13 protein-coding genes are annotated in these 15,698 nt (G+C 37.9%); 7 read left to right on the top strand and 6 right to left on the bottom strand.

All coding sequences use genetic code 11. The features are described 5' to 3' along the window. The first annotated feature begins 76 nt into the window (after positions 1 to 76). From I600_RS17225 to I600_RS17215, 3 genes are all read left to right on the top strand, one after another. On the top strand, positions 77 to 1,048 hold the full coding sequence (locus tag I600_RS17225) for a succinylglutamate desuccinylase/aspartoacylase family protein (protein ID WP_058105815.1): 972 nt from the start codon (positions 77 to 79) through the stop codon (positions 1,046 to 1,048). Positions 1,049 to 1,432: 384 nt separating this feature from the next. After that, positions 1,433 to 1,849 (top strand): Fur family transcriptional regulator, encoded by a 417-nt coding sequence (locus I600_RS17220; protein WP_058105814.1) that lies wholly within the window; start codon positions 1,433 to 1,435, stop codon positions 1,847 to 1,849. Between the two features lie 44 nt (positions 1,850 to 1,893). After that, positions 1,894 to 3,861: a heavy metal translocating P-type ATPase gene (locus tag I600_RS17215; protein ID WP_058105813.1), complete on the top strand. Its 1,968-nt coding sequence runs from the start codon at positions 1,894 to 1,896 to the stop codon at positions 3,859 to 3,861. Positions 3,862 to 3,925: 64 nt separating this feature from the next. Here the strand turns inward: I600_RS17215 and I600_RS17210 are convergent, their stop codons facing one another. The 4 genes from I600_RS17210 to I600_RS17195 form a co-directional block, all read right to left on the bottom strand. Beyond that, entirely contained in the window at positions 3,926 to 6,121 is a 2,196-nt protein-coding gene (locus I600_RS17210) for a PepSY domain-containing protein (protein ID WP_058105812.1), read from the bottom strand. Between the two features lie 197 nt (positions 6,122 to 6,318). Next, complete coding sequence (locus I600_RS17205) at positions 6,319 to 6,804, bottom strand: DUF2271 domain-containing protein (RefSeq protein ID WP_091605074.1); 486 nt, start codon at positions 6,802 to 6,804, stop codon at positions 6,319 to 6,321. Positions 6,805 to 6,854: 50 nt separating this feature from the next. After that, positions 6,855 to 8,357: an ankyrin repeat domain-containing protein gene (locus tag I600_RS17200; protein WP_058105810.1), complete on the bottom strand. Its 1,503-nt coding sequence runs from the start codon at positions 8,355 to 8,357 to the stop codon at positions 6,855 to 6,857. 4 nt (positions 8,358 to 8,361) lie between these two features. Further along, positions 8,362 to 9,267 carry a DUF6607 family protein gene (locus tag I600_RS17195; RefSeq protein ID WP_058105809.1) on the bottom strand — a complete coding sequence of 302 codons (906 nt, stop codon included), beginning with the start codon at positions 9,265 to 9,267 and terminating at the stop codon, positions 8,362 to 8,364. 116 nt (positions 9,268 to 9,383) lie between these two features. Here I600_RS17195 and I600_RS17190 point away from each other — a divergent pair, with 116 nt between their 5' ends. Further along, positions 9,384 to 11,498 carry a TonB-dependent receptor plug domain-containing protein gene (locus tag I600_RS17190; protein WP_058105808.1) on the top strand — a complete coding sequence of 705 codons (2,115 nt, stop codon included), beginning with the start codon at positions 9,384 to 9,386 and terminating at the stop codon, positions 11,496 to 11,498. 33 nt (positions 11,499 to 11,531) lie between these two features. Beyond that, entirely contained in the window at positions 11,532 to 12,158 is a 627-nt protein-coding gene (locus tag I600_RS17185) for an HmuY family protein (protein ID WP_058105807.1), read from the top strand. An 80-nt stretch (positions 12,159 to 12,238) separates the two neighbouring features. On the opposite strand, the gene I600_RS17180 is transcribed toward I600_RS17185, so the two are convergent. Further along, the gene (locus I600_RS17180) at positions 12,239 to 12,610 is read right to left on the bottom strand and encodes a hypothetical protein (RefSeq protein ID WP_058105806.1); all 372 of its coding nucleotides are present in this window, start codon (positions 12,608 to 12,610) and stop codon (positions 12,239 to 12,241) included. 83 nt (positions 12,611 to 12,693) lie between these two features. On the opposite strand from I600_RS17180, the gene xerA reads away from it, so the two are divergent. Both xerA and I600_RS17170 read left to right on the top strand, forming a co-directional pair. After that, complete coding sequence (gene xerA, locus I600_RS17175; RefSeq protein ID WP_245188913.1) at positions 12,694 to 13,821, top strand: site-specific tyrosine recombinase/integron integrase; 1,128 nt, start codon at positions 12,694 to 12,696, stop codon at positions 13,819 to 13,821. Between the two features lie 73 nt (positions 13,822 to 13,894). Beyond that, positions 13,895 to 14,386, top strand: a complete 492-nt coding sequence (locus I600_RS17170) for a hypothetical protein (protein ID WP_157490929.1) — start codon at positions 13,895 to 13,897, stop codon at positions 14,384 to 14,386. 131 nt (positions 14,387 to 14,517) lie between these two features. On the opposite strand, the gene I600_RS17165 is transcribed toward I600_RS17170, so the two are convergent. Further along, on the bottom strand, positions 14,518 to 15,486 hold the full coding sequence (locus I600_RS17165) for an IS110 family transposase (RefSeq protein ID WP_058105098.1): 969 nt from the start codon (positions 15,484 to 15,486) through the stop codon (positions 14,518 to 14,520). Between the last annotated feature and the right edge of the window lie 212 nt (positions 15,487 to 15,698).

Below are 15,698 nucleotides of genomic sequence, written 5' to 3'. Positions count from 1 at the left end.
TCTAATTTTACACTTTGTTATAACAAAAACGTACAAATTAAGTTATACAGCAAAGTGTTAAACATACATATATAACATGTTCAATAAAAAGTACACGGTTTTAGGTGAGACAATAGCAAAAGGTAAAGGTGCCCAGTTAAATCTAGATATCGCCAAACTACACACAAGAACAAAGATCGAGGTTCCTGTAATAGTACAGCGCGGAAAAAAAGATGGTCCTACCCTATTGATCACAGGTGGTATTCACGGCAATGAGATCAATGGCGTTGAAATAGTAAGGCAAATAGTTTCCAAAAAATTTAACCGACCAGATTGTGGTATGGTCATATGTATACCGGTAGTCAACATCTTCGGGTTTTTAAACCAAACAAGGCAATTTCCAGATGGCAGGGATCTGAACAGGGTATTCCCCGGTAGTCTAAGAGGGTCTTTAGCCAGTAGGTTTGCTTACCATTTGGTAAAAGATATAGCACCTGTTGTAGACTATTGTATAGATTACCATACGGGTGGAGATAGCCGTTTTAATGCACCCCAGATTAGAATAGATAGAGATGATGTAGATGGCCTTGCATTGGCAAAAGTATTTGGAGCTGAATTTATAGTGAAGTCCGCTGGAAGGGAAAAATCCTTTCGTGAGACGCTGCATCAATTAGACAAAAAAGTGTTGTTGTATGAAGGTGGTAAATCGCTTCAAATAGACAGGGAAATAACGGATACGGGCGTTGTAGGTGCCTTACGGATGATGCATCACTTGGGACTTCGAAATTTTGAAAAAGAATTGGCAGCATATGCTCTTAAAGAATCTATTCCAAAATTAGTGCATGCCTCTAAATGGATCAGGGCAAAACATTCTGGCATGTTTCACCCAAGTATAAAAGTGGGGGAATCCGTGCAAAAAGGAGATGAGATAGGAAGCATATCCGGACCGTTCGGCTACTTTGAGAAAAAAATAAAAGCGAAAGAAACAGGCTATATTATTTGTATAAACGAGTCTCCAATAGTGAACCAAGGTGATGCCATTTTTCACATTGCGCATGATGTAGAATAAATTAAGAAACCCTTACCACATCACCCAAAAAGTTAAAGATCACCTGCAACTAAAAACAGTTATTAAACTGATACTAGGATCTTTATGCAACTAGCAAAAAAGTGTATTAATTAATTTTTAGGCGCATCTAAAACTTAATTCAACACAACTTTTCTTTTGTTCAATATATTGCTAAAGCGCATTTCGCAAGATGACAAAGCTCCAAAAAATGTAATAACTGCTCATTTAGCCATTACTTCTCCCATCCTCAACACTTTACGCCAAAAAATGCCCCTAATATTTGGAAGTAAATAACATAATTTAAAGTTAAAGATCTCATGAAGTTGAAATACACCAATACATTGATTACATTAGTGTTACGGGTATTTCAAAATTACAATTTGCATGACCGAGATAGAAAAAACGTTAAACAATAAAAGTGTCAGACCTACCGCCATGCGCATACTTATCTATAAGTATATGGCCAGCAAAAATACCGCTGTTGCTTTGACAGATATTGAGAATGCTTTTGACAAAGCGGAGCGCACTACACTCTACCGCACCTTAAAAACTTTTGAAGAAAAAGGACTGGTACATCAAATTGATGATGGCACTAATATCTCAAAATTTGCGCTATGCGAACCTGGCTGCAATTGTGAAATTGATCAAGATCTTCACCTACATTTTCACTGCGGCAATTGTGACAAAACCGTTTGTTTGACCGAACATAAAATTCCTCATATAAATCTGCCCCAAGGTTACGTAGCCGAAGATGCCAATTTGGTCATTAAGGGCGTATGCGATTCTTGCAGCCAGCACTAAATGCACTTCTGTTGCACTGATGTTTTGCCCACCTTTGTGGTGTTATGAAAAAGAACCCACTAAAAGAGACTGCAACTAAAGCCCCTCAAAGTTCATGCGGACATTGTTGCGGTAACGAACATACAACAGAAAGCACTGGCAAAGTTTCAAATTTCAACCTATACCTACCTGCCATCATCAGTTTTTTGATGTTGCTTATTGGTATTGCCATTGACTATTTCAACATATTGCCATTTTTCAACAACTATATACGCCTAGGGTGGTACATTATAGCATACATACCCGTTGGTTTCCCCGTCATTAAAGAAGGCTGGAAAAACATTAAAAACGGAAACTTTTTTACCGAATTCTTTTTAATGGGAATTGCAACTATTGGTGCGTTTGCCATAGGCGAATATCCTGAAGGTGTTGCGGTAATGGTCTTTTACGCCGTTGGTGAACTCTTTCAAGGTGCCGCTGTAATACGTGCAAAAGGCAATATTAAAGCTTTACTTGATCTACGACCGGATCACGCCTTGGTTTTCCGTGATCATAGCTATATTTCAGTAGCACCGGAGCTAGTGGAAATTGGAGAAAAAATACAAGTTAGAGCCGGAGAAAAAGTACCATTGGACGGACAGTTAATTTCTGAAAAAGGAACATTCAATACTGCGGCACTTACCGGTGAAAGCAAACCAAGGTCCCTAAAAAAGGGAGCTCCTATCTATGCAGGAAGCATCAGCACATCTGGCGTTATAGAAATTACCACTACCAAAACATACAAAGACAGCTCTATTGCCCGCATTTTAGACATGGTACAAAATGCAACGGAAAGAAAATCAAAGACAGAACTGTTCATTAGAAAATTTGCAAAAGTTTACACGCCCATAGTCACATACCTTGCCATTGCACTGACCTTTCTACCCTACTTTTTTGTAGAAAACTATGTGTTTCAAGATTGGCTGTACAGAGCTTTGATATTCCTTGTAATCTCTTGCCCATGTGCTTTGGTAATTTCTATTCCTCTAGGCTATTTTGGCGGATTGGGCGCAGCTTCCAGAAACGGAATTTTACTTAAGGGAGCTTCATTTCTAGACACCATGACCAAAGTGAACACGGTAGCTTTGGACAAAACAGGCACATTGACCAAAGGTGTTTTCAAAATAAAGGATCTTGTTAAAGATCAGATCTTTACCGAAAGCGAATTCATGAACTACTTAATCGCCATAGAATCTCAATCTACACATCCTATTGCGAAGGCTATTTTAGAATATGAATTAAATGCACAACCCTATAAAGCAACAGAAGTAACCGAAATTGCAGGCAAGGGTTTAAAAGGCATGGTCAATACCAAAACTGTGCTTGTGGGCAACAAGGCCCTTATGAACGACCACCACATTAGCATACCAAAAGAAACGGAAACTGTTGTTGAATCTATAGTGATGATGGCTATAGACGGAAAATTTGCCGGTTACGTAACTATAGCCGATGAAATAAAAGAGGATGCCTTACTGGCTATTGCGAATATGCGTAAGGTGGGTATTCAAAAAATTATCATGTTATCCGGTGATAAAGATTCCATAACCCAAAAAGTAGCACAAGAACTAGGGTTGGATTGGGCAAAGGGCGGACTGCTACCCGAAGATAAATTGGCGGAAATGGAGAAATTAAAAAATGAAGCAGGGACCAAGGTAGCATTTGTGGGTGACGGAATCAATGATGCTCCTGTACTGGCCATTAGTGACGTAGGTATTGCCATGGGCGGATTAGGAAGTGATGTTGCCATTGAAACTGCTGATGTTATTATACAGAACGATCAGCCTACAAAAATTGCCACAGCAATTAAAATAGGGAAATCTACCCGCAAAATCGTATGGCAGAATATTGCCTTGGCCTTTGGGATAAAAATTATTGTTCTTGCTATGGGTGCAGGTGGCATGGCTACCATGTGGGAAGCCGTTTTTGCCGATGTTGGTGCTGCCCTACTAGCTATTTTAAACGCAGTGCGTTTGCAAAAGATGCAATGGAATTAATGGCTAGTTCTAACTTAATGAAAATATTGAGCAATCCTGAGAACAGTGGCCAGTATATTTAACATCAGTAACAATCCGTTTTCAACTGATCGCTTTGCTCAAAGGCTTCGAATGTAATTTGTTGGTTTCCCTCAAGAATTTTTTCAATTACATCAAGTACATCATGCTGCATTGCCAAAGATCCGCAGAGCATTATGGTGCCTTTTTCATTTATGGTCTGCAAGACCAATTCCTTTTGCTCTAGAACGGCATCTTGAATATACTGTCTTTGTCCTTCTCTAGAATATGTAGCGAACAGGTTTAAATTCTTTAAGCCCGACTTACTTTTTTGCAAAATATCATCATAAAGCGATTGCGAAGCCCTTGTACGCCCTCCCCAGAACAGTGTGGTATTCTGAGCTGTATTTTCAGAGATCATCCCTAAGAACGGAGCTATTCCGGTACCATTTGAGATGAAAATTGAATTTTTAGCATTTTTAGGTAAATGAAAATGGGGATTCACGTCTATAGCAGCTTTAAAAAATTGACCCGTTTCTAACCCATATAGAAAATTAGAGCCTCTGCCCAACTCATGTTTTTTAATACTTAATAAAATATGATTATCCACCCTAGCAATGGAATACTGACGAACCATCTCATCATTATTAGGGAAAATTGCCAATAAATCCCCAGATGTAAAATCAATTTTAGATACTGGTCGTAATCGCAATAAAAAAGTATCGTCTACATTTAAATCCGTTCGCTCCACCACCTCAAAGTCCACTTTTTTATATTTCTTCTTATGTATCAACGGTCTCTCTACCGGAATAGTAAAACCAACTTTATTGGAGAATTGAATCAACCAAAGTTCAAAAGATTCAAAATCTGCCTGATTAATTTTAAACAGCGGCAATTGTCTTTCAAATTTATTATCTGCATTGATCTGCTCATCTACATCTATGGCATATTTACAGTAATCAGGATAATCCAAAGACCCAAATCCCACTACAGAATATGCTATAGCATTTGGCTGCACTACCGTTGAAAAGATCCTAGGGAATTTGCGGGCATTGGTAGGCGGCTCACCTTCACCATAGGTAGATGTAAACACAATGATATTTTTAGCTTTCGCATAGGCGCTATACTTGTTAAGCTCCGTTAAATAGACCTTCTTCCCTACTTGTGTTAATCCGTTATAAAATCGCTGTGCAAAATCGAACGCCGTACCACTTTCAGAACCTACTAAAATTATATATTCACATTCATCTTTATCGGGCATTTGCGAAACTCCTTTAGCTTTCTTTCTTCGTTTTAAAGTCATCACGAAACCTGAGTACATAAAAAACAGAATAGACGCACTGGCCAATAACAGGATAACGGACCATATTACATTGCCCTCACCGGTATGCAATACCAAACTTAATCTTGATGCTAAGGTCACAAATGGATAATCTCCTTTACTAACAATCTCGCCTGTTTGCTGATGTACCTCAACTTCCTTATCCTGTAAAGCAATGAGATAGTATTCTTCCGGGTCATCTGAAAAAGGAAATTCTACCTGGCGTATTTCTGCCAAGGTAGTTTCCTTAAAAAAGGGAATATCTGCAATGTTTTCGTATTTCTGAGCTGAATTGCTTACCGGTACCTCAACCTGATCAACCGTTGTTTTCGGCAATAAATTAAATTTTTCCGCAGATAAATACACCCCGGTAAAAGCAAGAATTATGATGGGTATAAAAAACCATCTGCTCAACACCACATGGTATCTTGATTCAAAGTAATCTTTCTGGACTTTTGTAAATAATTTTAAAAATCCGCCTTGGCGCTTAGCTAATAAAACCAATCCGGTAACAGCAATAATCAATAATAGTAATGAAATTAGACCAACAAAGAACCTACCTATACTCTTTAAAAAAAGGGAACGGTGTACATTGGTAGCAAATGTATACACATAAGGCCGCTCTTCTACTTCACCAAGCTGTTCTCCAGTAAATGGATCTATATACACATCCAAAGTTTCCATCTCCATGGTCAATACGGAAGCTTTTACAAAGCCAGATGATTCCACTTCTAAACCCAACACCTCATCATATGAATCTTTAAGAGCAGTAATGGTCGTTGCCAGCGGAACTTGATCTAAATCTGCCACGGCATAACCTTTGGTTTGGTGCGAAATAGGCTCTACGGCAAGTATAATACCGGTTACAGAAGCTACCACCAAAAATAGAGATGAAATTAAGGCAAGCGTAAGATGACTATACCGCCAAATAGAAATGGTCATAAGTAGGAATGTAGTTTTATAACAGTATATAATTTAAAAAATTCCAGAATGGCGGTTTAGCGCCAATCTGGAAATGTGATTGTAAAAAAAGCAAACAAATAAAAAAATAAATGAACGCAGTCAACATGTTTTTATGAGCAAATAACATTATTGTACTTGACTGCGCCCAAAATATGATTCATCTTTTATAAGGTCATTTATTGCGGCAGCATACGTACATACCTAATAAAACCTTTGCCTTCAACTTTTGTCTTTAAATTTTCGGTCGTTAAAGGAAATTGAATATCATCTGCATAATATCCTTGATCTTCTACAGAAGTTTCAAAACGAAGGTTGTAACCTTGGTCAATTTTATCATTAGGTATCTGCAACACGTTCAAGGCGCGCTCTCCACCGCTAATAGTTTCTCCAGATATGGCATCTATATTTGGACGGTGTTTTCCGTAAAATTTCCACCATTCGGTAATTTCACTATACCACTCACTATCTTTGCCCTGCACATATAATGTTTCTACATACTCATTATCGGCATCCACGATAGACACTATTAAGTACGCACCCTCACCTGTATAATTGGTCAGTTGAATAAGGCACTTTACGGCAGTTTTGTCCACTACGGTAAAGGCGGATAATAATGATCCTACCAAAACTACGGCCGGTATAAATTTTAAAAATCTTTTCATTTTAATACTATTGGTTCTTTATTTCATTGATAAGCTAAGCGACACCTAACTTATTGCTTTAAAAAGTTTAACGATGTATTGCCTTTTTGCAACATTTCATTTTCACTAGCCAGGTCATAAACCGTTTCTTCAAAATCTGTTTTGCTATTGGCATCCGCACCTTTGGCAATCAAGAACTTTAGTAGTTTATCGTTTTCCGCTTTCATGGCCGCAACGTGCAAAGCAGTCATACCCTCATCGTTTTTGGCATTTACATCGATATTGAAATCTGCAATCTTTTTCATGAGTTGCAAATCGTTCTTTTTGGCCGCAACGTGATATAAGGTATTACCCTCACCTTGTACGGTATTGAATTTTAAACCTTTTGCTTTCAACAAAGCCAGTTTAGCATCAAAAGCCTTCGCATTTCTTTTACTGTAAGAATCCGTAAGAAAATAAGCTGCAGTATTACCGGTAGCATCTTTAGCATGGATATCCGCACCTTTTTCAATTAAAAATGCAACAACATCAGCTTTGTTATCATGAGCGGCAAGCATTAAAGCTGTTTCACCATCGTTATTGGCCGTATTGATATCCTTAACATCCTTGGCCAATAATTGAACAACGGCCAAATCATTTCTAGCGGCGGCATTCAAGAAAGGAGTGTTTCCTTCTTCATCCGCTTGATTTACATCTGCACCAGCCTCTAAGAACAGATCAAAAATAGCAGCATCTTTATTACCAAAAGCTAAACGGTGCATTGGGGTACTACCATTTTTTTCAACAATATTAGGTTCCAATCCTAGACCTTTTAAATATGTATAGACCGGTAGACCATTGCTGAATCCGCGACCACCTTGAGATGCGAACATAAAGGCATTACCACCATTATTGTTCAATGTTTTGTAATCTACTCCTTTGCTTATCAATAATTTCAAGAAATCTATATTTCCCTTTTTAGTAGCGTAGTTAAAAATGCCGTTGCCGTCATCATCCTTACTATCAAGAGCCAAACCCTTGTTTAAAAAGAAATTCAGCTCCTCTTCAGATTTCAATGATGGTGCCGCCAATAATAGCACATTGGCACCATGCTCATTTTTCTCCTCTTTAAGGTTCACCCCTTTTGCTTCAAAAGCCTCATATATTTTAGGATTTGTTAGTCCCGCATTGGCTCCAAAGGCAAGAGGTGTATACCTGTGACTATCCAATGCAGTTACAGAAGCACCGTTATCCAATAGATATTGAACCAATTCGGCATCACCGGCATACGTTGCCCAGTGTAAATAAATACGGCTATCATGGGTTTTCTTATCCACTTCATTACCCTCTAGGGACAATAAATATTTAACCACCTCAGTATCTGCCTTGCTGGTTATGGCCAGTGTAGTGGCATCAAAAGAATTGCTGTCCTTTGCTATTGGATCGTTACCCTCTGCTATTTTTTGCTTTACAGTGGCAATACTTGGGCTACTCTTCCAAAATGTACGATCTAAAAGTTCATTCTTTTGCTGGGCAATACCCGTAAAGCTTATGAACAAAAATGCGGTCAGTGCTAATTGTTTTATGGTTTTCATGTCCTTATTGTTTAACGAATGATTCTATTACTTCTTCTATTTCATCTTTTTGATCATATTCATCATCAAAAAGGTATTTGTACAAAACTTTATTATCTACTTTTTCCTCTAAAGAAAGGTCTTTGTTCCTACCATAAACATCATCCCATTTTGTACGTACCAAAGCCCATTTATCCGTATTGGATTTCCACCATGCTGCGGCAGCGGCACATCTACTATCATCAACCTTTACATAAGTGTTATACCCTTTTTCCTGAGCTAATATCACATCTTCTTTGCCTGCCTCACGAATAACCTTTGTATTATCTTGATCGTGCAACCAACCGTAATCCGTAACCTCATGGCGATTTCCACGAACAGTCAAATTATAGTCGCTTCTTGTAGTATACTCACGTCTTGGTAACGGGGCATCTGAAGTATTTTCCCAAAAGCTTTTACCATCTACATGTACCCATGTAGATGAGCCTTCATACCTAGGGCTATCATCTACTTGATATACTTTTTGAGTCCACTGCCCTTTTACCTTATCTGATGGCAATTTTTTGAATGTCCATGTATTATCGGCATTATAAGAATATAGGTCTGTATTTTGATACAGCCAATCTTGCCTCCAATGCTTTACAATATGCGGGTCTGCAGGGTTACCTACCTGCAACAGGTGCTGAATGGATATTTTATCATCTTCATCCGTTACCAGTTCTGCCCACTCTAAGCCCTTATCCACTTTTGTTTTAGAAGGCTTATACAAAGAATCCGTACTATGGTTGAATGTTTCGGCAAAGTTGAAGGTTACTTCAAAACAACCGCACATACTTTTTATAGCTTCACGGTCATCGTTCTTTTTCGCCTTTTGGGCAATTGTACTAGCAGATACTACTAATGCCATTATGGTAGGTAATACTGTTTTCATTTTACAGGTGTATTATTTTTTGATGTTCGTTGACAAAAATAACTATTTTAATTTATTCTAAATAAGAATTGTTTATATATTTGCATCCTTATCAAGAATAAGTCTAAATAAATATAATGCGATTTCGACTATCGACCTTACTACTACTTATAGGTACACATATTATAGTAGCGCAAAGCCAAGTGCCCAGCGTTACAGATTCTATTTTATCACAAGAATTAGATGAAGTCATAGTGACCGCCACAAGAACTGCCCGTCAATTATCATCGCTTCCCCTACCCGTTACCTTGGTAGGTAAAAAACAGATTATAAAATCCGGTACCGTTCGCCTTAATGAAATACTGAACGAGCAAACAGGTATTATAACGGTTACCGATGAAAGCGGATTTCAAGGGGTACAAATACAAGGTATTGCATCGGACTATATTCTTATCCTTATAGATGGAGTTCCATTGGTAGGGCGCAGTGCCGGAAATTTCGATTTAAGCAGACTTACCGTAGGTAATATTAAACAGATTGAAGTAGTTAAAGGTCCGTCAAGCAGCTTATATGGAACTGAGGCATTGGGCGGTGTGATCAATATCATCACCGAAAAACCGGAAAAGCAGGATTTTAGCGGAAATGCATCCTACCGTATTGGTAGCTTTTCTCAACAAGATATGAATCTAGACCTTAAACAGGGTTTTAAAAAATTTCGGTATGGATTTTTCGCCAATCGTTTCTCATCCAACGGATATGACCTAAATGAAGATGCGGAGGGCCAAACCGTTAACCCGTATACCAACTACACCCTAAACGGTAGGTTGTATTATGATATCAACGATCAACTTTCTCTCTTTACCTCTGGGCGATTCTACGATCAGGTACAAGATGCCGGATTCACCGTAGATAGCATTCAATATGAGGGTGATACCAAAGAACGTGAATGGAACGCACATGCCAGACTGGACCACAAATGGACCCCGGCGCTCAACATGGCTTATGAACTGTACTATACCAATTACGTTGCTACCGAATTATTGGCAGACCCTATTTCTACCGATATTTTGAGCGATAGTGATTTTGATCAAAAATTATTGAGGCCAGAGGTACGTGGTAGCTATACCTTTAATATTGAAAACGAAAACAGAACCGGGTTCCAAAACGGGACTTTAACCGCAGGAGCAGGATTACAGTTAGATGAGCTGGACAGGACGTATTTTGAAGAAAAAGTGAATTTCACTTCTCAATACCTTTATGCCCAATATGATTTTGACCCTTTGGAAAAACTGAATGTTATTGCCGGAGCGCGCTTTGACAATCACTCTGAATACAACAACCAATTTAGTCCCAAGTTGGCATTACGCTACCAATTAAATCCAAATCTGGCTATTAAGGGATCTGTGGGTTATGGTTTTAAAGCGCCCGATTTTAGACAGTTGTATTTTGACTTCACCAATTCCGCGGTGGGCTATACCGTACTAGGTTATAATGTAGCCTTGGATAAATTACAAGAATTAGAAGAACAAGACCAAATCTTAGATGTGGTGGTCACTGAGGACGAATTGAGCCAACCGTTGGAAGCAGAAAGCTCAATTGGCTATAACCTAGGCCTAACTCTAAAACATGGTGTTGGCAATACAGAAATCAATTTCTTTAGAAACGATTTTAAAAACCTAATAGATACCAGAATCATTGCCCGCAAGACCAATGGACAAAACGTGTTCAGTTATATGAATTTTGATGAAATATACACTACGGGCTTTGAAATCAACTCCGCCTACAAACTCACGGACAATTTAAATATAAGTGCCGGATACCAATTACTCTATGCCTTTGATAAACAAAGAAGAGAAGACGTAAAAAACGATCAAGTATTTGTACGCGATGCCAATACCGGGCAATCTGTTGCCCTGGCCACTTCTGACTATTTTGGCTTGGTCAACCGTTCTAGGCACAATGCCAATTTTAAATTCTACTATGACATACCCTCTGCCAAAACCCATGTAAACTTGCGTGTACTCTACCGTAGTAAGTATGCACAATATGACACCAATGGCAACGGACTCATAGATAATTTCGATACCAGTTTTATAGATGGTTTTGTTACCCTAAATGCCGCGGTAAGCAAAATATTCTATACAGATTTTACACTTCAGGTTGGCGCAAACAACCTATTGGATTATACGGATAACAATATCCCGACAATGCCGGGCATACAAGCATTCATTAAATTAAATTATCAATTCTAACCCACCTGGCAACAGGTTTTAATTACAATTACCATGACAAAGAACATTTTAGCAGTAGCATTTTTAGCAATGGCATTCACCTCTTGTAGCAGCGATGATGACAGCACACCAACGGATCCGGTACAGACGGAGACCGTTAGCAATTTATATGCACCACAAACCGGAGGACAAGGAGAACCTGTTGGTGGTGAGTTCACCAAATTTGATTTTGAGACCGGAGCCATTACTACCAGTGATACCGCATGGGACATTGCCTTTAGGGGCACCACGATCGCCGTTAATGGCGGTACCTTGACCGGCACTGAAGATGAACCGGAAAGAAACGGTAATGTTGGCGTAGCCGAAGTAACCGGCACCTTGGCAAGTGTAACCACAGCAGAAGGACTTACTTTTGAGCAAGATGCAGATGCTTCTTTTGCCATTGCAACAGGTAGTGATAATGGTTGGTACAACTACGCAGGAGACCCAACACATTTAATAACACCTATACCGGGTAAAGTATTTGTATTTAGAACTACCGAAGGTAATTTTGCCAAAGTAGAGTTTATAAGTTATTATGAAGATGCGCCATCTGAACCAAATGCTTTTGAAGATGCTACACCGTACTATACCTTTAATTATGTTTACAACCCTAACGAAGGCGATACTTCTTTAGAATAGTCTTATTTTTAGAGCATAAAAGTCCAATATAAAAGGGCAACTTTAGGGTTGCCCTTTTTTTGTTTTCGTCAAACCAATAATTACTTGTTCATATAATCTTGCCATTGCACAATAACATACTTTGTTACGCCATTTTTAGTCGTATTTAAAAACCCAAAATCATAACAAAAAAGGTAAACATCATTTTTTTGATTCTTCCAGTAGTGGGTAAAAAATTTGGGATTAAAACCTTCCTCTAAAAGAACACTCTTTCTAATAGTTGTAAATCCAGACTTATTATAGCGTTTTAGTATTTTTCTATTTCTCTTCAGTTGTTTATCCACCGAAAAATAGAAGGTATTTTCTTTCTGACTTTTTTCATATTGATGTATGGACTTACATTTTACTGAGCAGAAAATTTTATCCGTTCTACCTATCACTTCATTATTACATTCTGGACAAACTCTTTTCATGCTTAAAGCTTAATCGAATATTATACGAATAATATACGCATAATAGTTGATTAATTGATTTATTTAGTATTACACTTGACATAATGAACACACCAAAATCCATTACGTTACATCATCTAATGATCAAAAATCAGAAGATGATCGGCATACAATTTACTCAGGACAAACTTATACAGAACCTGATCAAGGGGCTTCCCGAACCTAAATGGAGCAGTAAGTACCACATGGTCTATATTCTAAATACAAAGAAAAACCTTGGTATTATTTTCAATACTTTTAAAGGAGTCGTATGGATCAACTATAATAAATTTTTAAGTAACAGACCCGTCAACACCCATAATGAAATAGTTGATGTACAGTGGTTCAGGGAAAGAAAAACACCTGAAGGCTATAGGGTTTGTCCAGAGGAATACCTGTTAAAACTAGAGCTTAAAAGATATGCCAACAGCACCGTAAAAACGTATGTCAACTTTTTTGAAATGTTCATTAATCATTTTAAAGATAGAGATATTACAACCTTGAACGAAAGTGATGTAAGGTCATATCTACAAAGGTTAATACATAGAAACGTATCTAACTCCTATTTAAATCAGACTATAAATGCCATTAAATTCTATTACGAGACCATTCTTGGCATGCCCAACCGTTTTTACGACATTGAAAGACCAAGGAAGGAACATAAGCTACCTACCGTAATATCAAAAGAGGAGGTCATTGCCATGCTGAATTGTACAACAAACCTAAAGCATAAATGCATTTTAGCCTTGCTCTACAGTGCCGGTTTACGTAGAAGTGAACTTTTAAACCTTAGGGTCAAGGATATAGATAGTAAACGAATGCTGGTTTCTATAAAAGGCGCCAAAGGCAATAAAGACCGGGTAAGTCTATTATCCGAAACAGTTCTACAAGATTTACGGCTCTATTTTAAAGAATGGCATCCTAAAGATTTTTTGTTTGAAGGCCGTAAAGGCGGTAAGTACAGTGCAGCAAGTGTATTACATATAGTAAAACAAGCTGCCCATAAAGCAGGAATTTTACAAAATGTAACTCCACATACCCTAAGGCATAGTTTTGCAACACATTTGTTAGAATCTAACGTTGACTTGAGACAAATACAGGTATTATTAGGTCATGGTTCTAGCAAGACAACAGAAATATACACCCATGTAGCCACCAATACTTTTAAGACAATAAAAAATCCATTAGATTAGTATGCACAAAGTAGATATATGTGCAATTGTGCACATATACAATTGTTGTAGAGCATTTTGAAAAATGAATAACTTGACATTAATTTTAGTAATTATTTTGAGTTTCAGTGGTTGCAAACCGGAGCCAAAAAAACTTGACCAAATTACTGTGGAAAATAAAATGCAATCTGACAACGGAATCGAAGATATTCAAGAATTCACTCATCTTAAGGACACAATAGAAATAAGCGGAAAAGCCATTTTGATTTTACGCCCTGACAGCCTACGATTTCAATCATATTTGGACTCAGGTAAAGAGTGGATTTATGAAGTCGATTCCGACTTTGGATTTGGATTTTCAACGGCATTGGATTCACTGAATTTTGATGAAGTTATCGAAGAAGTGACCGAAAAAAGATTTGTAAAAATAGTTGAGTGTAAAGGTTGTCCCAAACTAATTGACAGAGATACAATTGACTATGGGTATATTTTAACTCGACCTGAGACAGAAATAGAAATTCAAGGAAACAGCGTTTTTGGAAGTGAATACTATATTCAAAAATTTGAGAAATATTTTAAAGAATAAAAAACGCTCTACAACAAAGAACTGAGATAAAAAACAAACAAATTCTTCTTTAATCCGAGACAATATTATTTCAGGCTCATAGATTCAATAACTTGATTCTTTGAGCTTTTTTTATTCGATCTAGCTTCTATTTATCTAGGCAATATTGAAACGTAAGTTTCATCATATGGCCTGCCAGATTTTGCAATGGCAAAAGACTGCTTTAAAAGTTTGTTGGCAACGGCTATCAGTGCCAGTTTCTTGCTCTTTCCCCTGTTCACGATCCGCTCATAAACCTCTCTGCATGCCCTATTGTGCTTACAAGCGTTAAAAGAACATAGAAATAATAGGTTGCGAAGTTTTCTATTGCCGACCTTACTTATTCGCGCACGACCTCTCACACTGCTCCCCGATTCCCGTATCGTTGGGGTTATACCTACATAGCTACAAAGCTGTGCCGCATTTTCGAACTTATTGAACCCATCGGTGACCACTATTAGGAACAATGCAGTCTTTTGACCTATACCGGGTATTGACATCAATAAAGTCAATTGCTCCTGTTGGTCCTCTTTTACCAATGACAGAATCTTTGATTCGATAGCGGCTACCTCTTTATTGAGCAGTTTCTTATTACGTATCAAGGAACGATAAACAAACTTTGAAGGTATGCCCAGAACAGCTTCTCCGTGTATCTTGTTCTTGGTCGCGGTACGTTGTTTTAAATAGATATCCAATAACCGGAACAACTGTAAGCATTCGCTCTGGATATCCGTCAAGGCATTGTAAATAGGTACCTCGTTGACCAGTGCATATTCACATATAGCCTTGGCATCGCTCTTATCCGTTTTTACTTTAGCCAGTTTCATTTGAATGAAACGTTTTACGGATAATGGGTTTACTACTGAAACTATTACCCCATTTTTGTAAAGAAACTGGGCAAGTCTATAATGATAATAACCGGTAGCTTCCATAACGACCAATGAACATTTGGGCAGTTCCTTAAGGAATTTCTTAAATCCAGTTTCATCGTTCTTATACTGGTCGTGACCTTTGTTACTACCATGTACATCAAAGACATCTTTACTGATGTCGACTCCAAAAGTTTCTTTATATTTATTCATAAGATATGTTTTACGAAAGAACCGGCTACTTCTGCTCACAACAACTTGAAAACGAGATCTAAGGTCTCACAGAACTGAACGTGATCTAAGTAGTAAAAGAGAGAGGATTATCAATGTTGTCGAAGTCTAAAGCTTCACCGTATATAGTAACCTTAATTCTCTCTTTTGTTCTTTCTAGTTATATCAACAATTTACTGAGAATCAAACTTAAG

The sequence above is a fragment of the Maribacter dokdonensis DSW-8 genome, assembly GCF_001447995.1.
In the GTDB taxonomy this organism is placed as follows: domain Bacteria; phylum Bacteroidota; class Bacteroidia; order Flavobacteriales; family Flavobacteriaceae; genus Maribacter; species Maribacter dokdonensis.
Note: the sequence above shows the minus strand (reverse complement) of the source record. Positions and strands in the feature narration are given on the sequence as shown.